At 40.5% G+C, this 18,190-nt stretch carries 21 protein-coding genes and 2 pseudogenes; 17 read left to right on the top strand and 6 right to left on the bottom strand.

Annotation, left to right across the window (positions count from 1 at the left end):
- The first annotated feature begins 21 nt into the window (after positions 1-21).
- From DV740_RS08890 to atpC, 9 genes are all read left to right on the top strand, one after another.
- Positions 22-342 carry a rhodanese-like domain-containing protein gene (locus DV740_RS08890; RefSeq protein WP_022243517.1) on the top strand — a complete coding sequence of 107 codons (321 nt, stop codon included), beginning with the start codon at positions 22-24 and terminating at the stop codon, positions 340-342.
- A 309-nt stretch (positions 343-651) separates the two neighbouring features.
- Positions 652-1,338 (top strand): F0F1 ATP synthase subunit A, encoded by a 687-nt coding sequence (locus tag DV740_RS08885; protein ID WP_118087879.1) that lies wholly within the window; start codon positions 652-654, stop codon positions 1,336-1,338.
- Between the two features lie 56 nt (positions 1,339-1,394).
- Complete coding sequence (gene atpE / locus DV740_RS08880) at positions 1,395-1,625, top strand: ATP synthase F0 subunit C (protein WP_012743658.1); 231 nt, start codon at positions 1,395-1,397, stop codon at positions 1,623-1,625.
- Between the two features lie 33 nt (positions 1,626-1,658).
- On the top strand, positions 1,659-2,111 hold the full coding sequence (atpF, locus tag DV740_RS08875) for a F0F1 ATP synthase subunit B (protein ID WP_117841553.1): 453 nt from the start codon (positions 1,659-1,661) through the stop codon (positions 2,109-2,111).
- The gene (atpH, locus tag DV740_RS08870; protein WP_118087878.1) at positions 2,089-2,607 is read left to right on the top strand and encodes an ATP synthase F1 subunit delta; all 519 of its coding nucleotides are present in this window, start codon (positions 2,089-2,091) and stop codon (positions 2,605-2,607) included. Before atpF ends, atpH begins: the two co-directional genes overlap by 23 nt.
- 5 nt (positions 2,608-2,612) lie before the next feature.
- Positions 2,613-4,124, top strand: a complete 1,512-nt coding sequence (gene atpA / locus DV740_RS08865) for a F0F1 ATP synthase subunit alpha (RefSeq protein ID WP_118087877.1) — start codon at positions 2,613-2,615, stop codon at positions 4,122-4,124.
- Between the two features lie 18 nt (positions 4,125-4,142).
- The gene (gene atpG, locus DV740_RS08860; protein WP_022243512.1) at positions 4,143-5,036 is read left to right on the top strand and encodes an ATP synthase F1 subunit gamma; all 894 of its coding nucleotides are present in this window, start codon (positions 4,143-4,145) and stop codon (positions 5,034-5,036) included.
- Positions 5,037-5,051: 15 nt separating this feature from the next.
- The gene (gene atpD / locus DV740_RS08855; RefSeq protein WP_022243511.1) at positions 5,052-6,452 is read left to right on the top strand and encodes a F0F1 ATP synthase subunit beta; all 1,401 of its coding nucleotides are present in this window, start codon (positions 5,052-5,054) and stop codon (positions 6,450-6,452) included.
- 55 nt (positions 6,453-6,507) lie between these two features.
- Positions 6,508-6,924 carry an ATP synthase F1 subunit epsilon gene (atpC, locus tag DV740_RS08850; RefSeq protein WP_117699298.1) on the top strand — a complete coding sequence of 139 codons (417 nt, stop codon included), beginning with the start codon at positions 6,508-6,510 and terminating at the stop codon, positions 6,922-6,924.
- A 107-nt stretch (positions 6,925-7,031) separates the two neighbouring features.
- On the opposite strand, the gene DV740_RS08845 is transcribed toward atpC, so the two are convergent.
- Entirely contained in the window at positions 7,032-7,925 is an 894-nt protein-coding gene (locus tag DV740_RS08845) for a hypothetical protein (RefSeq protein WP_118087876.1), read from the bottom strand.
- 464 nt (positions 7,926-8,389) lie between these two features.
- On the opposite strand from DV740_RS08845, the gene DV740_RS08840 reads away from it, so the two are divergent.
- Positions 8,390-9,025 (top strand): helix-turn-helix transcriptional regulator, encoded by a 636-nt coding sequence (locus tag DV740_RS08840; RefSeq protein ID WP_118087875.1) that lies wholly within the window; start codon positions 8,390-8,392, stop codon positions 9,023-9,025.
- Between the two features lie 290 nt (positions 9,026-9,315).
- Here DV740_RS08840 and DV740_RS08835 read toward each other — a convergent pair.
- The 3 genes and pseudogenes from DV740_RS08835 to DV740_RS08825 all read right to left on the bottom strand — a co-directional run.
- Positions 9,316-9,954 (bottom strand): annotated as a pseudogene (locus DV740_RS08835) (IS256 family transposase); the annotation flags it as partial.
- 165 nt (positions 9,955-10,119) lie between these two features.
- Complete coding sequence (locus DV740_RS08830; RefSeq protein WP_118087874.1) at positions 10,120-10,716, bottom strand: relaxase/mobilization nuclease domain-containing protein; 597 nt, start codon at positions 10,714-10,716, stop codon at positions 10,120-10,122.
- Positions 10,683-11,006 carry a plasmid mobilization protein gene (locus DV740_RS08825; RefSeq protein ID WP_118087873.1) on the bottom strand — a complete coding sequence of 108 codons (324 nt, stop codon included), beginning with the start codon at positions 11,004-11,006 and terminating at the stop codon, positions 10,683-10,685. The genes DV740_RS08830 and DV740_RS08825 overlap by 34 nt, the downstream gene beginning before the upstream one ends.
- A gap of 250 nt (positions 11,007-11,256) precedes the next feature.
- Between DV740_RS08825 and DV740_RS08820 the strand changes: the two genes are divergently transcribed.
- Both DV740_RS08820 and DV740_RS08815 read left to right on the top strand, forming a co-directional pair.
- Positions 11,257-11,622 (top strand): MmcQ/YjbR family DNA-binding protein, encoded by a 366-nt coding sequence (locus DV740_RS08820; RefSeq protein WP_118087872.1) that lies wholly within the window; start codon positions 11,257-11,259, stop codon positions 11,620-11,622.
- A 12-nt stretch (positions 11,623-11,634) separates the two neighbouring features.
- Complete coding sequence (locus DV740_RS08815; RefSeq protein WP_118087871.1) at positions 11,635-12,648, top strand: DUF4238 domain-containing protein; 1,014 nt, start codon at positions 11,635-11,637, stop codon at positions 12,646-12,648.
- A gap of 59 nt (positions 12,649-12,707) precedes the next feature.
- Here DV740_RS08815 and DV740_RS15420 read toward each other — a convergent pair whose 3' ends face one another.
- Together DV740_RS15420 and DV740_RS08805 are read right to left on the bottom strand one after the other, a co-directional pair.
- Entirely contained in the window at positions 12,708-12,968 is a 261-nt protein-coding gene (locus DV740_RS15420) for a TipAS antibiotic-recognition domain-containing protein (protein ID WP_199534939.1), read from the bottom strand.
- Positions 12,937-13,536, bottom strand: coding sequence for an HD domain-containing protein (locus tag DV740_RS08805; protein WP_118087870.1), 600 nt, complete (start codon positions 13,534-13,536; stop codon positions 12,937-12,939). The genes DV740_RS15420 and DV740_RS08805 overlap by 32 nt, the downstream gene beginning before the upstream one ends.
- A 128-nt stretch (positions 13,537-13,664) precedes the next feature.
- On the opposite strand from DV740_RS08805, the pseudogene DV740_RS08800 reads away from it, so the two are divergent.
- The 5 genes and pseudogenes from DV740_RS08800 to DV740_RS08775 all read left to right on the top strand — a co-directional run.
- Positions 13,665-14,264, top strand: a pseudogene (locus DV740_RS08800) (HAD-IA family hydrolase); the annotation flags it as partial.
- An 86-nt stretch (positions 14,265-14,350) separates the two neighbouring features.
- Positions 14,351-15,778 carry a 6-phospho-beta-glucosidase gene (locus DV740_RS08795; protein WP_118087868.1) on the top strand — a complete coding sequence of 476 codons (1,428 nt, stop codon included), beginning with the start codon at positions 14,351-14,353 and terminating at the stop codon, positions 15,776-15,778.
- A 139-nt stretch (positions 15,779-15,917) separates the two neighbouring features.
- Positions 15,918-16,520, top strand: a complete 603-nt coding sequence (locus DV740_RS08790) for an AAA family ATPase (protein WP_117697827.1) — start codon at positions 15,918-15,920, stop codon at positions 16,518-16,520.
- Positions 16,521-16,731: 211 nt separating this feature from the next.
- Positions 16,732-17,448, top strand: a complete 717-nt coding sequence (locus DV740_RS08780) for a 4'-phosphopantetheinyl transferase family protein (protein ID WP_118540796.1) — start codon at positions 16,732-16,734, stop codon at positions 17,446-17,448.
- A gap of 76 nt (positions 17,449-17,524) precedes the next feature.
- The gene (locus DV740_RS08775) at positions 17,525-18,187 is read left to right on the top strand and encodes an HAD family hydrolase (protein ID WP_118087866.1); all 663 of its coding nucleotides are present in this window, start codon (positions 17,525-17,527) and stop codon (positions 18,185-18,187) included.
- The last annotated feature ends 3 nt before the right edge of the window (positions 18,188-18,190 follow it).

The following is an 18,190-nucleotide window of genomic DNA, read 5'->3' as shown; positions in this document are numbered from 1 at the left end:
AAAGAAGAAGGGAACAGAAGAATGGGTATTTTTAAGAAACGTCTGACTGTAAATGAAGCAATCAATGCAGCGCATACTTCGGAAAATGCAATTATAATTGACTGCCGGGCAAAGGAAGATTACCAGAAAGGACATGTGGCAGGAACAAAGAATATTCCGCTGGACAAGATAACGGAAGACCGTATTTTGCGGAGATTCCCGGATAAGGAAAAATCTTTTTATATTATAGGAAGTTACAGCTACCGGTCCGAAAAGGCGGTAAAAGCATTTAAGAAATTAGGCTATAAGAATGCCATTTTCGGCGGTTATATGGAGGAACACCACGGAATTCTGGTGAAGTAAGCTTAATGATTAAAATTGTATAAAGTCTATAAAGAATAAGAAAAATGCAGAAAATGTTTGTGAAAAAAAAGGAAATTTCTGCATTTTTTTAATACCAAAATATACAAATTGGCGCAAGTGTACAAATTGCATAAAAAAACAACCAAAAAACTGGCAAAAATTGCAGAAGAATATGGAATATTTACACGAAAAAACGGCAAATGGTCAGACCTATTTTCACGGGAAGAAAACGGTTGCGTTTGCATTTTTTTCTTGTTAGAATTTTAACGATTTAAAAATGCCTTAGAGCAGCAGAAGGAAGTGAGACAGATGGATGCTCTGGTAAATAGCCTGATGGAAGAATTGAACTGTGAAACGGTATTTACAATTCCGATTTTCGGAGGCATTCCCATTTATGAATCCGTAGTAGTAACCTGGATTATCATGGCAGTAGTTATTGTGCTGTGCATACTCCTGACCAGGAACTTAAGTGTGGAACATCCGGGACGCAGACAGATTATTCTGGAAACGGCTGTAAACGGGTTGAATAACTTCTTCCGGGATACCATAGGCGAAAAAGGAAAGCAGTATATTCCTTATCTTATGACGGTGGCAATCTATATTGGAATTGCCAACTTAATCGGTCTGCTGGGATTTAAACCACCGACCAAGGATATGAATGTTACTGCAGCATTGTCCCTGATGAGTATCATATTGATTGAGATGGCGGGTATCCGCAGGAAAGGAACGAAGGGCTGGCTTAAGAGTTTTGCAGAGCCGATGCCGGTAGTACTTCCAATCAATATTCTGGAGGTCTTTATCAAACCATTGTCGCTGTGTATGCGACTTTTTGGAAATGTATTAGGTTCATTTGTCATTATGGAATTGCTGAAAATGGTAGTACCGGCAATTCTGCCAGCAGTATTTAGCTGTTATTTTGACATTTTTGACGGATTGATTCAGGCATATGTATTCGTATTTCTGACCGCATTGTTCGTCAAAGAAGCAACCGAATAGGGAAGAAAAAAACAAAAAGAGAAACAAAAAAGTAGAAAAGAAAAGGAGTGCATATTATGTCATCAACATTATTAGTAGCAATCGGAGCAGGTATCGCAGTATTAACAGGTATTGGAGCAGGACTTGGAATTGGAAAAGCAACATCATCCGCAGTAGATGCAATTGCAAGACAGCCGGAAGCAGAGAGCAAAATCAGCAAATCACTTCTTCTTGGATGTGCATTGGCAGAGGCAACTGCTATTTACGGATTCGTTATCGCATTGTTAATCATCCTCTTCTTAAAATAATAAAGAAAGATTATAGAAAGGCAGGTACGGGAAATGCTTAGCATTAATTTTTGGAATATCTTATGGACCGTTGTAAATCTGCTGGTATTATATGTAGTCTTTCGTAAATTTCTTTATCAGAGAGTCATGAATGTGATTGAGGCAAGAGAAGAAATGGTAAAGAAGCAGTTCGACGATGCAAAGAAAAGCGAAGAAGATGCCAGAAAATTAAAGGCAGATTATGAAGAACGCTTATCGGATGCAAGAACGGAGGCAGACCAGATTATTATTGATGCCAGAGCAAGAGCAGAAGAAGAACATGCACGCTCGGTAGAGAAGACCCGGGAAGAGACTGAGCATATGTTAGAAAAAGCCAAGGAAGATATTGCAAACGAGCAGGAAAAGGCACAGCAGGCAGCTCAGGCTGAGATTGCCAAACTGGCAGTCATCGCTGCACGGAAAATTATGAAAACAGGTGATGCTCATGACACAGGAAGCAGTAAATAACGCAAAGGTATTGTATCGGCTGGGTGCCACAAGACAGGAGGCAGATGAACTCCGGGAGCTTTATGAGCTTACACCGGAACTGCTTAAGGTTCTCACAAGTCCGGTGATTTCCATACATAAGAAGGATGCCGTGATAGAGAAAATTTATCAGGATGCCGGATTATCCAAGGTGCTTGTGAACTATACCAAGATGATGTGCAGACTGGGTTATATCGGAGAAATAGAGGATATCCTGGATGCATTTTATCTCTATTGGGACAGACAGAATCATATCCTGCGTGCAGAACTGACCTGTGCAGGCACACCACAGCCGGAAGAAGAAGCAGAGGCAAGAAAGATTCTTGCAGAGAAATATCCCGACTGTGAGATTGTTCTGACAGAAAAGGAAGATGAGAATCTCTTAGGCGGATACATCATTAAGGTTCATCATAAAGAATATGACAGAAGCTATGAAGGCCGCTTACGTCAGTTGGAAAGAAAATTAACAGGGAGGTGAAGCCTGTGGGCGCAATTAGTGCTGCAGACATAATCTCGATTATCCAGAGCGAGATAGAAGAATTTGACTGGGATGAATCCAGTCGTGAGACCGGTTCCGTAATCTGGGTTGGTGATGGAATTGCAACCATTTACGGAATTGACCATGCAATGTATGGTGAAATTGTTGTATTTGATAACGGTGTCAAAGGAATGGTACAGGATATCAGACAGAATGAAATCGGTGTTATTTTATTCGGCCGTGATACCGGAATCAAAGAAGGAACCAAAGTGGTTCGTACCAGGAAAAAAGCCGGAATCCCGGTAGGGGAAGGCTTTGTTGGAAGAATTATCAATGCATTAGGCGAGCCGATTGATGGAAAGGGCGAGATTAAGGAAGATGATTATCGTCCAATCGAAGAGGAAGCACCGGGCATTGTAGAACGTAAATCAGTAAATACACCAATGGAAACAGGAATCTTATCCATTGACTCCATGTTCCCAATCGGTAGAGGACAGCGTGAGTTAATTATCGGAGACCGTCAGACCGGAAAGACCTCCATTGCAACAGATACCATCATTAACCAGAAAGGCAAAGGTGTAATCTGTATCTATGTTGCCATCGGGCAGAAGGCGTCCAGTGTAGCAAAAATCGTATCTACACTGACCAGGCATGATGCAATGGATTATTCCATCGTGGTTTCTTCAACTGCAAGTGATCCTGCATCCATGCAGTACATCGCACCATATGCAGGAACTGCAATGGCAGAGTACTTTATGCATCAGGGAAAAGATGTGTTAATCGTATATGATGATTTATCCAAACATGCGGTAGCATATCGTGCAATCTCTCTGCTGTTAGAGCGTTCTCCGGGACGTGAAGCTTATCCTGGTGATGTATTCTACTTACATTCCAGATTGTTAGAGCGTTCCAGCCGTTTAAGTGATGAATTGGGCGGAGGTTCCATTACCGCACTGCCAATCATTGAGACACAGGCAGGAGACGTATCTGCATATATTCCGACCAACGTCATTTCCATTACAGACGGACAGATTTTCTTAGAGAGTAACCTTTTCTTCTCAGGTATGCGTCCGGCAGTCAACGTCGGTTTGTCCGTATCCCGTGTCGGTGGTGCTGCACAGACCAAGGCAATGAAGAAGGCATCCGGAAGTATCCGTATCGACCTGGCACAGTATCGTGAGATGGAAGTATTTACCCAGTTTGCATCTGACCTTGATGATATGACCAAGGCACAGTTACAGCATGGAAAAGCATTGATGGAGCTTTTAAAACAGCCGCTTTGCAATCCGCTTTCCCTGCATGAGCAGGTAGAGACACTGTGTATGGCAAACCATGGTGTATTTGATAAAGTAGAAACAAAGAATGTAAAACAGTATCAGAATGAGATGCTTGAATATATGGATTTGAAGCATCCGGAAATCGGCAGGGAAATCGAAGAAACCAAAGTGCTTTCCGATGAACTGACCGATAAGATTATTGCGGCTGCAAAAGAATTCGAAGACAGTAGAAATCAATAGGAATGAGCAGGTGTTGTTATGGCAAATGCAAAGGAAATTCAGGATCGGATGAAGAGTATCAATGATACATTGAAGATTACCAATGCAATGTATATGATTTCTTCTTCGAAGCTGAAGAAATCAAAGAAAATGCTTTCTGACACAGAACCTTATTTCTTTACCCTGCAGTCGGAAATGAGCAGAATCTTAAGACATCTTCCGGATATTGAGGACATTTATTTTAAGACCAACGAAGAGAAAAAGCCGGAAGAACGGATGGTAGGTTATATTGTTATTACGGCAGATAAGGGTCTGGCAGGCTCCTATAACCATAATGTATTAAAGCTTGCAGAGGAGCATTTGAAAGCACATAAAAATAACAAACTGTTTGTATTAGGTGAGTTAGGCCGTCACTATTTTGAACAGCGTGGAATTGAGATTGATAAGCAGTTCCACTATACCGTACAGAATCCGACACTGAACCGTGCAAGAAATATTGCAGAGGAACTTCTGGAACTGTACCGGAAAGAAGAGTTAGACGAAGTCTATATTATCTATACCAGCATGGTCAATGCGATTCAGGAGGAGACACAGATCAGACAGCTGCTCCCACTGAAGAAAGCAAGTTTTAACGTGAAACTGCCTGCAGATATTCCGATGGAGGAACTGGCATTGAAACCATCTCCGGAGGCAGTGATGGATCGAATTGTACCGGATTATGTAGTTGGTTTCATCTATGGGGCGTTAGTTGAGTCTTATTCCTGCGAGCAGAACGCAAGAATGATGGCAATGGAGGCAGCAACCAAAAGTGCCAAAGATATGCTCCATGAGCTGGATATTTTATATAATCGTGCAAGACAGGCAGCAATTACCCAGGAAATAACCGAGGTCATTGCAGGAGCGAAGGCTCAGAAACGGAAAAAGAGGCAGTGATAAGGAGGCTTTTTCATGAAGACAGGAAAAATTATACAGGTGTTAGGTCCGGTAGTGGATGTCTCATTTGAAGACGAAGAATTGCCGGCAATCAAAGACGCCCTTGAAGTGAAAAACGGCGATAAGAAGTGCATCATGGAAGTGGCACAGCATATCGGAAATCATACGGTACGTTGTATTATGTTAGCTTCCAGCGAAGGACTTTGCCGTGATATGGAAGTAACCGCTACAGGAAGCGGAATTAAAACTCCTGTCGGAGAGCAGACATTGGGAAGACTGTTCAACGTATTAGGAGAAGCAATCGATGGTGGCGAACCATTGAAGGATGCACCGGAATGGGTCATCCATCGTGAACCGCCGGCATTTGAAGACCAGAATCCGGCAGAGGAAATCTTAGAGACCGGTATTAAAGTTATCGACCTTTTAGCACCATATGCAAAAGGTGGTAAGATTGGATTGTTCGGTGGAGCCGGAGTAGGTAAAACCGTATTGATTCAGGAGTTAATCAGTAACATCGCAACAGAGCATGGCGGATATTCCATTTTCACCGGTGTTGGAGAGCGTTCCCGTGAGGGTAATGACCTCTGGACAGAAATGAAAGAATCCGGTGTATTAGAGAAGACAGCCTTAGTGTTCGGTCAGATGAACGAGCCGCCTGGAGCACGTATGCGTGTGGCTGAGACCGGACTTACCATGGCAGAATATTTCCGTGATGAGAAACACCAGAATGTGCTTCTTTTCATCGACAATATTTTCCGTTTCACACAGGCAGGTTCTGAGGTATCTGCATTGTTAGGACGTATGCCTTCCGCAGTAGGATATCAGCCGACACTGGCAACTGAAATGGGTGAATTGCAGGAGCGTATCGCATCTACAAAGAATGGTTCTGTTACATCTGTACAGGCAGTCTATGTACCGGCAGACGATTTAACTGACCCGGCACCGGCTACTACTTTCGCACATCTGGATGCGACCACCGTACTTTCCAGAAAGATTGTAGAGCAGGGTATTTATCCGGCAGTAGATCCGCTGGAATCTACATCCCGTATCTTAGAGGCAGACATCGTTGGAGAAGAACATTATCAGGTAGCCCGGAAAGTACAGGAGATTCTGCAGAAATACAAAGAGTTACAGGATATCATCGCAATTCTTGGTATGGAAGAGCTGGCAGATGAGGACAAGTTACTGGTATATCGTGCAAGAAAGATTCAGAAGTTCTTATCACAGCCGTTCCATGTAGCAGAGAACTTTACCGGCGTAAAGGGTGTTTACGTTCCATTATCTGAAACCATTCGTGGATTCAAGGCAATCATCGATGGTGATATGGATCAGTATCCGGAAAATGCATTTTTCAACGTAGGAACAGTAGAAGATGTCATCCGTAAAGCAGAAGAGATGGAACACCAGAATGCATAGCATATGTTGTGCAGGAATACGCCTGGTGACATCTTTCGAATAAAGAGGTGCAAATATGGCAGGAAATACATTTTATTTAAAAATAATTGCAGCGAACCGGGTATTCTATGCCGGCAGATGCCGTTCACTGATTGTTCCGGAATATGATGGACAGAAAGAGATTCTGGCACATCATGAGGATATGGTCATTGCCATAGATGAAGGTGAAATGCGTTTTCAGCCGGAAGGTACTGCAAACTGGGAATATGCAGTAGTCGGCATGGGCTTTGTGGAAATTGTCAACAACCGTGTGACACTTCTGGTAGAAACGGCAGAGCGTCCGGAAGAAATTGATGTTGCCAGAGCCAGAGAAGCAAAAGAACGTGCCGAGGAGCAGATGCGGCAGAAGCAGAGCATCCAGGAATATTATCATTCCAGGGCATCCTTATCCCGTGCACTGACCCGTCTGAAGGCAACCAGCAAGTACCAGTAAGCAATAGGAAACCCGCAGATTATCTGTTTGAAAACAGGTGGTCTGCGGGTTTCTTGAGCTGCCGGTGGCAGGGTCTATAGGTATCAAATATTTATGTAATATAAAAGTTATTTCATGAGTGCAGTAACGTCCTCTAAAGGAAGATTACAAAGTTCAGCTATTTCTTTCGTATCAAATTTTCCTGTTTTTAAAAGGCGAAGGGCGGTATCGGTAGAAGCCTGCTTTAATCCCTGTTCAACACCGGCATCAAATTCGGCTTTTCTCAGTTTTTTCTCTTCTTCAACTTTATCGTATTCAAAAATACTCATAGCAATTACCTCCGCCTGATTCTTCCTAAGAAAATCTGCCAGAATATTTTCCTGAATGCATTCGGTGACAGCCTTTTGCACGGCATCATCCAAAGGCATCTGTTCTGCAAAGGAACGAACCTTTGCAACATAAATGGAATATTCCTTTAATATCTGGCAATGGGACATTAACTCGTTGTTGTGTCCTGCGTTTACATTGAATGTAGTAACAATAAGTTCTAACGATGGATTGTCAGTTACATGATAAAAAGCATCTGACAAACGGCTGGTATAGCAATCATCTATCGGTGTGCTTCCATTATAAAATACAATAAAATGGGGATTTGGAATTTTTTGTAGTGCAGAAGAATACAGGGATTTCTTATCCACAAGCTTCTGGTATTCCGCTGCGATGTAGAATAAATCCCGAAGCGGAATATTTGGATTCATTGTGGACTGATGCTCGTATAGATAGAGATTCATGTCCAGAATAAAAGCCAGATCGTTCTTCATTCCCATGTAAATGGCATTTTCCAGGGTTACAATTTCGAGGGCACCGGAATCCGTGTAATGACTGTTATTAATTGCATTGTAAAGGGATAATAGTGCTTCCTTATCCGAAAACAGCATCCGGAAAACAGTGTCCTTAAATTTGCGGTTCGCCACCGGTGTGCGTTTCGTTGTTTCAGTTGCTTCATGTGCTTTTCCTGTCATAGGCAAGTCCTCCTTGTGTGTGGCAGGAGGATAAGCAGCAATAGAAAATAAATATCATATCCAGTGGCAAAAGATTATCTGCTATCGAATAATGGCAGTTATTTCCATACTGTATCGCTCCTGCTTTTTAGTTAAATAGTGAATCAAAAGCATAGATAGATACAGAAATGCGGGGTTCTATGCAGAACCGGATTTGAACTATAGAAAGTGCCATATAGATTGTATAATATATGCTTTTTCACATTTTAACATAGGAAGAGTGCAGGAGCAAGACGGAAAAATATGAAAAAAGTATTAGAAGTATAAAATCCGGTACAAGCGCAATGATGAAAAAGCCAGAAAATAAAGGAACTTACAGCCTTTTTGATAAAAAAAACGTGTCGTTGAATCTATTATGGTACTTTGTTAAAATAATGTTAAACAGTTAGTGCTAAATGTAATTTAAGCGAAAGGCAAAAAAGAAAATGAAAGAAAAAATGGTATATCAGTCAATAGCGGATTTAAAGGAACTGAGAAAAATTTTGGGTTTAACAAAAGAAGTTGTAGCAGACAATATTGGATATAGTGTAAGAACTTTGGAACGAATAGAAGAAGAAAATATAGTTTCGACAGAAAGTATTGCAAAGAAGTTATGCCAGTTATATCAATTAAATTTTGAAGAGCATTTTTATAGGACTGATAAAAAAATTGACGATAAAGTAAAAGAACTTGAGATGCAGTTAGGAAAAAGACCTGAAAATCTTATTTACAAGGAGAATGAGTATTATTATTTATATGTCAGGAAAGTAGGCTTGCTTGGAGAGTGTATCGTAGGGAGAGTAACATATATAGCAAATTATAATCGTAATAAAGAAAGAAGAAAATTAGAAAGAGTTAGTCCGGAAAGAGTATTATATAAGGAACCACATATTAATATTATAAATACTGGCGATGAGTGGAAATATTGGCGCTTTAGTTTGAAAATTGGAAAAACATATAAGGTATTAGTTTCTAAAAAGTGTATGAAAGAGTGTTTGAATTGGTGTTTAAAGGAATATATTGTCAGACGAGATGAACTTTTGATTGTGGATGGAATATCGGATTTGATATTTTTAACTTAATAGAAAAAATAATGAGGTGAAACAGATGAGCATAATGGAGGTATTAACATTACTGTTAGTTGTTTTTGAAGTGCTATCATATATAGATGGACATTATTATAAGAAATAACGATTTATCATTAGCAAAAAGGAAGGGAGACCGTTTCAAGTTTTGTGTAAACTATAAAAACTGATATAAGATTTGTGAATAGTTACAAATGGGCAGAGCCGATTTTCCGGATTCTGCCCATATCTGCATTATACAGAAGTTTTTGGGCATGTCAATAAGACCTGCCCAAAACAAGCTGGTTTTACAGGTTGTGTCCGATCAGACGCTCTTCAAAATAGATTTCAAGCTGGGAGTGAATCTGTCCCCAGTCCTGCCTGTGTCCGGTCCATTTTTTTGTGATATCCATAGTTGCCAGATACAGCATTTTCAAAAGGCTGTCATCTGACGGAAAAACGGTCTTGCTTTTGGTCACTTTCCGGAGCTGACGATTGAATCCTTCAATGGCATTTGTGGTGTAAATTAGACGTCTTACTGCCTCCGGATATTTGAAATATGTGGACAGGGTTGTCCAGTTATCATGCCAGGATTTATAGATTTTCGGGTACTTGGAATCCCATTTATCTTTGAACAATTCTAATTCATTTAATGCCGTTTCCTCCGTTGGAGCTGCATATACAAGTTTCAGATCTGCCATCAGCTTCTTTATGTCTTTGTAAGAAACAAACTTCGTTGAATTACGGATCTGATGAATGATACACTGCTGGATTTCTGTTTTTGGATAAACAGCTTCAATTGCCTGTGGAAATCCATTTAGTCCATCCACACATGTAATCAGGATATCTTCAACTCCGCGGTTCTTCAATCCATTCATGATGGAGAGCCAGAACTTGGCACTTTCGTTTTCTCCGACATACATACCAAGAACATCTTTTCTTCCATGCTTTGGAGTTTTCACTTTGTTACGATTTTTAGCTAAACGGATGCGGACATTTTCTTCGCTATAATAACTTCCGAGAGATTTCATATAAGTGAAGTTCTTCTGCTCCGGTGCACGGAAGGACAGGTGTTTTCCTTGGCGGACTTCATATCCGGCTAACTGCATTTTTTACAGAAATTCCTCATAGTTGATGGACGTCCAGATTGCTTTATCAACTGCAATACGTAGCTTGGCTTTCCAACTGGTGCCACGATGATATTCCATGTTCTCTTTATAGCTTTTTCCTTTTTCTCCGGTTGGCATACTGGTGGCAAGTCCATTTTCATGGCAGATACGATTACTGATTCTGCAGAGTTTATGGTAGCTCCGCTTATTGGAAACATACTTGTGATGGTCAACAAAGCTTGTGGCGTTGAAGATGATGTGATTGTGTATATGATTTTTGTCAACATGGGTGCTGATTACGTATTCATATTTTCCTTTCAGTACTTCATCGGCAAATTGTTGTTCTAAGCGATGGGCGGTTTCTTCATCCGTTTCACCAGGCTTAAAAGACTGGATCAGATGAAATGCCAGGTTATCGCCTTTATCCATTCCGTTCTTTTTTGCATGTTCTCTTGTCATGGCAAATTCCAGATCAGCTGTTTCGGGAGAACAGCCGAAACTGGAAACCAGCAGTTTTTCATCTGTCTTATCTGGATTGGTGATATAGTCCAGAGCTTTCTTGTCAGTTACTTTAATGGGGAAGATCTTAATATATGCCATATTTCTTTTACCATCTCTCTCAGTTCTTTCATTTCTTCAGGATACAGATCTCCGGTGGTATTTACCTTTTTTGCAATTTGGTTGATATTTACACCAATCTTGTGCATTTCCTCATACTGTTTCTTCAGAGGAGTGATATCTGTGTTGACGATGTAGCCGTCGATTGCCATTTTGCGCAGATAAGCTCCCATGTTTTTTGTTTTTGATTCTATCATCTTCCTGCGTATAAGCTTCCTTTCTTCTTCGGTGACATAAAAATGGATTTCTTTGTTTCTCTTTCTTTCAGCCATTGGTGGGTTCTCCTTTCTGAGAGGACAGTAGTATCGTTGCTTTCAGCGTTTTTTCAATTTAGGGCAGGGTACCCTAAATTGGGATTTTCCGGAAGTGTATCCTCACTTCCTGTCCTTGCTGTTTTACCCCTCTATCAGTTAAAGTCAGGAGAACCGGGAAAATGCAAAGGAATTTGGCAGGTAGTACGGGAACCGAAAATATGGTATGATTATGGGCAGGATATCAGAAGAATCAGGAGTTGAATAAACTGTGAAGAAAGAAGAAATTTTTGAATATGTGAAGAAACAGTATGGTACGATGCCGGAGTATTTATGGGCACAATCACCAGATAATGCTGTGCTGCGACATAAGAATGGAAAATGGTATGCTGTGGTCATGAGCGTTGAAAAATGCAAACTCGGATTAGAAGGAAATGAATTTGTCGATATTATGGATGTAAAATGTAATCCGGAAATGACATGTATGATTATTCAGACCTTTGGATTTTTGCCAGGATACCATATGAACAAACAGCACTGGATCACAATTTTACTAGATGGTTTGGTCAGTGAAGCAAAGATACTGGACTTTTGGGATATGAGTTATGACCTGATTGATGGTAATTTTAAAAACTAAAAAGAATATGAGGTGAGTACAATAGCAAAATCAGTAAAAAACGAACATTATGTACCAAGAAGATATTTAAGCCATTTTGCGAATGAAAAGAGATTTTTTGTGTTTGATAAGGAAAAAGAGCAAATCAGACCGGGATCAATAGAAGACTATGCCAGTGAGAGATACTTTTATGATATTGATTTCGAGGCACTCAAGGCAGATAAGATGCAACAAGATCCAGACTTTGTGTTTGAACCAGAAATTGAAAAAATAATGAAAGAAGTGGATGAACAGCATATTGAAAAATGGTTTGGAGAAAATGTTGAGACATGGTTATTTGATCCAATAGATACTATTATCTCAACGTTTGTAATGAGTAATCCTGCGAAATTGAATGTTACAGAAGTGATTTCAGAAAAGAATCTCGATTATCTTTCGTTATATATTTCGCTACAGATAATTAGATCAAAAGAATTTAGAAATTATATAATTGAAATGAATGAAAGAGTACCAGTATTATTGGCGAAGAAAATGGCTCTTCAAAAAAAGGATTATGAGCAGCTTGAGTTTTTGGAAAATATCAAAATGAAAGTCAAAAATAAAAATTATGAAAAACTTTTACATGCTCAAATTTTAATGAATGAAGAGGTTTCGTATAAAGTTGCTGAAATGCTTCGCAGTAAAATATGGGTGATAGGATATAACACATCTGATGTAGATTTAATAACATCAGACAATCCAGTTGTGAGATATGGGCGGTTGGGAAAACATGGGTTGAATAGTAAAGGAATCGAAATAATGTTTCCTATTACCCCCAAATTGATAATATGTATTCGAGATCCAGAATATTTTTGGTTCGATGCAGATGTACACAAACACTTTCAGAAATTAGCAAAAGATGAAATCGAATATTACAATTCATTTCAAGTATTACAAAGTTATAGATATGTTTTTGGTAAGAAAAAGGAATTTCAATCAGTGAGCGACATTATAAAACACAGACCGGAACTAAAAGATATTAACAGAGAGAAAATATTGATGGGATAATTATAAAATAGTATATATAAAAGAAAACCGAGGATTTTGAAGGGCATCTGAAGAAAAATTCAGACCCCTTCCTTTTTATCTCTATCCACAGTATACTTCAATTGCTTTAGCAACGAAGCAGCCGTACCCCTTTCGGCTGCATGATCGATGTTTTCGGTGAATTCGCCACCGGAAGCATACAGGGAACCAAGTTCGTTTAAAATCGTATTGGTACACTGGTAAAAATGCTTGGAAATATAATCTTGTAGGCACTTTACCAGCTTCTGGACTTCAAATTTTATGCAAAAATCACTCCACTTCCATTTCCGCCTTGATTTCATCCTCGGTTGCCGCCATTGCCTGTAAAGTCATGGTAAGAAGTTTTTCTAAGTCCCAGCCAAGCTGTGCGGCACCACGTTCAATTACTTCACGGGAACATCCGGCAGCAAAGCCTTTGCTTTTATATTTCTTCTTTAAGGATTTTAATTCCATATCTTTCATGCTCTTGGATGGACGCATCAGTGCGGCAGCCCAGATAAGACCGGTTAATTCGTCTGCGGCAAATAAAACCTTTTCCATTTCGTGAACCGGTTCCACATCAATGGTTGTGCCACATTCTACAGTAATGCCGTAGCCGTGGGAGCAGACCGCATGAATAATATCATCCGAAACGCCGTCTTCCTTTAATAATTCCGGAGCCTTAAGACAATGCTCGGCAGGATATAATTCGAAATCAATATCATGAAGCAGTCCCACGATACCCCAGTATTCGGCATCCTCGCCATAGCCTAATTCATTGGCATACCATTTCAGAACCGCTTCAACAGTAAGCGCATGCTGGATATGAAAGGGGTCTTTGTTGTATTTTTTCAGTAATGCAAAAGCATCATTTCTTGCAATGTGTTCCATTTTTTCGTCCTTCTTTCTTTTGTCAGTTCAGTAAAAATATACACCGGATAAAATAAATGTGCAAATCAAATTTGTGTGGAAAAAGGGCATTTTTTTGCATATAATAAGAGACATAAAATGAAGGGAAAGTGCAGATAAGGAAAGATGGAAAAAGGTATTTTGGAAGATATCCGAAACACTGGCATCGCAGTCTTGAGCTTTTTTATGTTTCAAAGACAGGCTGTACTGTCTGGTGTAATGGAAAGACCAACGTACTAAGAGATGATGACCTTGTGATTATAAACAGTGGAGAACCCCATGAAGTTTACGGCTTTGGTGAGGGAGAAATGGCAGACAGCATGGGAATCTATTTTGATGAAAATATTAACAACCGTCTACGTGGTGTAAGCAGGCGGGAAAGCCTTGAAATTATACTGGAACGCTATGAAGGCAAAGTTCTTTCCGAAGAAGAAAAAGAACATTTGATGGAAAGGAAGAATAGCCGTTACCGGGAGCTTTTAGGAAGCATGAGTAAAAAGGATGTTTCAGATGAAGTAAGGGATACCCTGCGGGAACTTAGGGAAAGAGGTTATCGTCTTGCCATCGGTTCTTCCAGCAAGAATGCGAAATATATCTTGGAAAAGACAGGGCTTACAGAAATGTTTGATGCTATTTCCGATGGAACCAATATTTCCCATTCCAAACCGGATCCGGAGGTATTCTTGAAGGCAGCAGAATTCATAAGCCTGGCTGATTTCAGCCGGGCTTAAAGTGGTAGCACATCAGAAAGGAGCTGCCGGTGGCAGCTCCTGTAAAGAAAAACAGGAGGGAGAACATGACAGGATTAAGAAAAGATTTTTTATGGGGCGGAGCAACTGCCGCCAATCAGTGTGAAGGAGCGTATAATGAAGGTGGCAGAGGACTTGCAAATGTAGATATCTGTCCGGCAGGAAAAGACCGTTTCTGGGTGATGTCAGGACATGATGTAAAGTTTACACCGGATGCAGAGCATCTTTATCCGGCAATGGAAGCCATTGATTTTTATCATCACTATAAAGAAGATATTGCATTATTTGGTGAGATGGGATTTAAGACTTTCCGCCTGTCTGTTGCCTGGAGCAGGATTTTTCCAAAGGGAGATGAGGCAGAGCCAAACGAAGAAGGACTTAAGTTTTACGAAGATGTTTTCCATGAGTGTCATAAATATGGAATTGAGCCGCTGGTGACGATTACACATTTTGACTGCCCGATTCATCTCATTGAAGCCTATGGCGGCTGGAAGAACCGGAAGTTAATTGATTTTTATAAAAATCTTGTTACCGTTCTTTTTACCCGTTATAAGGGTCTGGTAAAATACTGGATTACCTTTAATGAAATCAACATGATTTTGCATCTTCCGTTTATGGGTGCGGGACTGACCTTTGAAGAAGGCGAGAATGAAACAGAAGCAAAATATCTTGCAGCCCACCATGAGCTGGTGGCATCTGCAGAGGCAACAAAGATTGGACATGAAATTGACCCGGAAAATCAGATTGGCTGCATGTTAGCAGCGGGACAGACTTATCCTTATTCCTGTAATCCGAAGGATGTTTGGAAGGCGCAGCAGGCAGACCGGGAAAACTATTTCTTTATTGATGTGCAGGCGCGGGGAGAATATCCGGCTTATGCAAAGAAATTTTTTGAGCGGGAAAAAATTACACTGGATATTACAGAAGAAGATAAAAAGGTCTTAAAGGAAAATACCGTAGATTTCATTTCTTTTTCCTATTATGCATCCAGATGTGCCAGTGCCGATGAAAAAATCGATACCACCGATGGCAATGTATTTGCGTCTGTGAAGAACCCGTATCTTAAGGCAAGTGACTGGGGCTGGCAGATTGACCCGCTTGGACTTCGCATTACCATGAACACACTCTATGAACGTTACCAGAAGCCATTATTTATCGTAGAAAACGGACTTGGTGCAGTAGATAAGCCGGATGAAAACGGCTATGTGGAAGACGACTACCGGATAGCATATCTCAGCGAGCATATCAGGGCAATGATAGCTGCTGTGGAAGAGGACGGTGTAGACTTACTGGGCTATACCACATGGGGCTGCATTGATCTGGTAAGTGCCTCCACCGGAGAAATGAAGAAACGATACGGCTTTATCTATGTAGATAAAGATAATGAGGGAAGAGGCACCTTGAAGAGAACGAAAAAGAAATCCTTCTACTGGTACAAGAAAGTAATCGAAAGCAACGGAGAAATTCTAAGATAAACGGCTGTTATTATCTTAAAAAATATTGCATATTTACGAAAAAATAGGAAAAAAAGTAAAAAAAACCCCTTGTTCTATCGGAAAACCTGTTTTATAATAGAGGGAAAAATGAACAGGCAATACGGAGGAAAAAGTAGAAATGAGCAAGAAACTGATTATCGTAACATCGCCGCCAGCTTGCGGGAAAACATATATTTCAAAAGAACTGGCAAAGAGATTAAATCATATTGTATATCTGGATAAGGATACTTTAATTACATTATCCAAACAGATTTTTGTAGTGGCTGGACAGCCATATAATAGAAGCAGTGATTTCTTTGAGAAGAACATTCGTGATTATGAATATGAATGTGTCGTAAATCTGGCACTGGAGGCATTAGAGTATGAAGATCTGGTTCTTATCAATGCACCATTTACAAGAGAAATCCGTGATATGGAATATATCAAAGGTCTGAAAGCCCAGCTGGCAAAGAAAGATGCTACATTAGTAACAATCTGGGTACAGACAGATCCGGAAATCGTTCATGAGAGAATGATTACCAGAGCATCTGACCGTGATGACTGGAAGTTAGAGCACTGGGATGAATATATTGCATCCTGTAACTTTGAGATTCCGGAAGATCTGCATGATCCGAATGTAAAAGATGATTTACTGATTTTCAATAACAACAATGATGAAGAGTTTGAAAAGTCCATGAAAGAGATTACTGGAATCTTAAATGAGACTATCAATCAGGACTAATTACATAGTTTAAAAGTGGAACCCCGGGCAAAATGCTTCTTACGGGAAGAGAAGTATTTTGCCCGGGGATTTTTTACTTTACAGGAAATTGCTTTCCTGCAAAGTAAAAAACGCTCCGCGAGGATGCACACTGCGGCGCATAAGGTAGATGTCGCAGGCGCGAGAATGCGCCAAGGCACATTCTTTTTTATAACAGAATGTGGAGAACTTTTTGTATTTGTGCTATGATATGAATATGTGGAGCATATATGGAATGGATATCCGGCTGTTAAAAGAGCATCCGGAATATAAAGAACAAATAAAATTGCTTCCCACACGTTGGGAGAAGGTAAATAAAATAAAAAAAGAAGAGGACAGACTGCGGAGTCTTGCTGCAGGCATCCTGCTTTCCTATGGGCTACGGGAAAATGGTATAGATTTAGATGCCTGTCAGCTTATAATGGGAACCCATGGCAAGCCGCAGGTGGCAGGCTGTGAGGGACTGCATTTTAATCTGTCTCACACAGGAAACTATGCAGTGGCGGTATTTTCTGATGCACCGGTTGGAATTGACATCGAACACCGGAGAGCATTAAAGCAGACGCTTTTGGACAAGTGCTGCACAAAGGACGAGCAGGCATGGATACAGAGCCAGCCGGATAAAGAAATGGCATTTGTACGTCTCTGGACAGCCAAGGAAAGCTATGTAAAATGGAGTGGCGAAGGAATTACCTTTCCATTAAAGAACATTGCAGTTCACCGGAGGGAGAATGGCATCGCATCTTATCCGAAGAAAGATGGCATAGCACTTTACCGGGAAGGCATCCTGCAGCCGGTAAACTTCGCAGAGCATGATGAGATACCGGATTACCACATCTGCGTGTGCACGGAGTCTGAGAAAGAAAATGCGGCAGAAATTATATGGCTACAAGAGGACAGCTTCTCATGAGCAATGTCAGCGCATGATTCACATTTGCTGTCTGCTAATTATGGGGCGGGGGAAGTGACAGAAAGGCAGAAGAAGGATGAAAAAATATAACACTGTTATCTTTGACTTGGATGGAACCTTATTAAACACATTAAAAGATTTGACTGATGCAACCAATTATGCATTGGAAAAATATGGGCAGCCACAGCACAGTATAGAGGATGTCCGGAAATTTGTCGGAAATGGCATCCGCAAGCTGATTGAGCGTGCGTTAGAGGGCGGAGAGGAAAATCCGGAATTTGAGCATGTATTTGCAGCTTTTAAAGAATATTATGGTGAGCATTGTAATGATACCACCTGCCTTTATCCGGGCGTGGAAGAAATAATTACTTCCTTAAAGGGACAGGGCTATCGCCTTGCAATTGTTTCAAATAAAGCGGATTTTGCAGTAAAGGAATTACAGCAGATTTATTTTAAAGGAAAGATTGAAGTTGCCATTGGAGAAAAGGATGGCATTCGTAAGAAACCCGCACCTGACACTGTTATGCAGGCGTTAAAGGAGCTTGGAAGCAGCAGTGAAGAAGCAGTCTATGTAGGCGATTCTGATGTGGACATTGCAACAGCAGCAAATTCCGGTATGCCATGTATCAGTGTGACCTGGGGATTCCGGGATGTTCCATTTTTAAAGGAGCATGGAGCAACACATCTGGCAGCTAGTGCTGAAGAATTGTATGCAATTTTAGATGAATTCAATGCGTAAAAA

The organism is Roseburia sp. AF02-12 (assembly GCF_003461765.1).
GTDB classification, from domain to species: Bacteria; Bacillota; Clostridia; order Lachnospirales; family Lachnospiraceae; genus Roseburia_C; species Roseburia_C amylophila.
Note: the sequence above shows the minus strand (reverse complement) of the source record. Positions and strands in the feature narration are given on the sequence as shown.

Coding starts and splice junctions, on each gene's coding strand:
- DV740_RS08890 (WP_022243517.1), top strand. CDS start 22: ATGGGTATTTTTAAGAAACGTCTGACTGTAAATGAAGCAATCAATGCA.
- DV740_RS08885 (WP_118087879.1), top strand. CDS start 652: ATGGATGCTCTGGTAAATAGCCTGATGGAAGAATTGAACTGTGAAACG.
- atpE (WP_012743658.1), top strand. CDS start 1,395: ATGTCATCAACATTATTAGTAGCAATCGGAGCAGGTATCGCAGTATTA.
- atpF (WP_117841553.1), top strand. CDS start 1,659: ATGCTTAGCATTAATTTTTGGAATATCTTATGGACCGTTGTAAATCTG.
- atpH (WP_118087878.1), top strand. CDS start 2,089: ATGACACAGGAAGCAGTAAATAACGCAAAGGTATTGTATCGGCTGGGT.
- atpG (WP_022243512.1), top strand. CDS start 4,143: ATGGCAAATGCAAAGGAAATTCAGGATCGGATGAAGAGTATCAATGAT.
- atpD (WP_022243511.1), top strand. CDS start 5,052: ATGAAGACAGGAAAAATTATACAGGTGTTAGGTCCGGTAGTGGATGTC.
- atpC (WP_117699298.1), top strand. CDS start 6,508: ATGGCAGGAAATACATTTTATTTAAAAATAATTGCAGCGAACCGGGTA.
- DV740_RS08845 (WP_118087876.1), bottom strand. CDS start 7,925: ATGACAGGAAAAGCACATGAAGCAACTGAAACAACGAAACGCACACCG.
- DV740_RS08840 (WP_118087875.1), top strand. CDS start 8,390: ATGAAAGAAAAAATGGTATATCAGTCAATAGCGGATTTAAAGGAACTG.
- DV740_RS08830 (WP_118087874.1), bottom strand. CDS start 10,716: ATGGCATATATTAAGATCTTCCCCATTAAAGTAACTGACAAGAAAGCT.
- DV740_RS08825 (WP_118087873.1), bottom strand. CDS start 11,006: ATGGCTGAAAGAAAGAGAAACAAAGAAATCCATTTTTATGTCACCGAA.
- DV740_RS15420 (WP_199534939.1), bottom strand. CDS start 12,968: ATGAAATCAAGGCGGAAATGGAAGTGGAGTGATTTTTGCATAAAATTT.
- DV740_RS08805 (WP_118087870.1), bottom strand. CDS start 13,536: ATGGAACACATTGCAAGAAATGATGCTTTTGCATTACTGAAAAAATAC.
- DV740_RS08795 (WP_118087868.1), top strand. CDS start 14,351: ATGACAGGATTAAGAAAAGATTTTTTATGGGGCGGAGCAACTGCCGCC.
- DV740_RS08790 (WP_117697827.1), top strand. CDS start 15,918: ATGAGCAAGAAACTGATTATCGTAACATCGCCGCCAGCTTGCGGGAAA.
- DV740_RS08775 (WP_118087866.1), top strand. CDS start 17,525: ATGAAAAAATATAACACTGTTATCTTTGACTTGGATGGAACCTTATTA.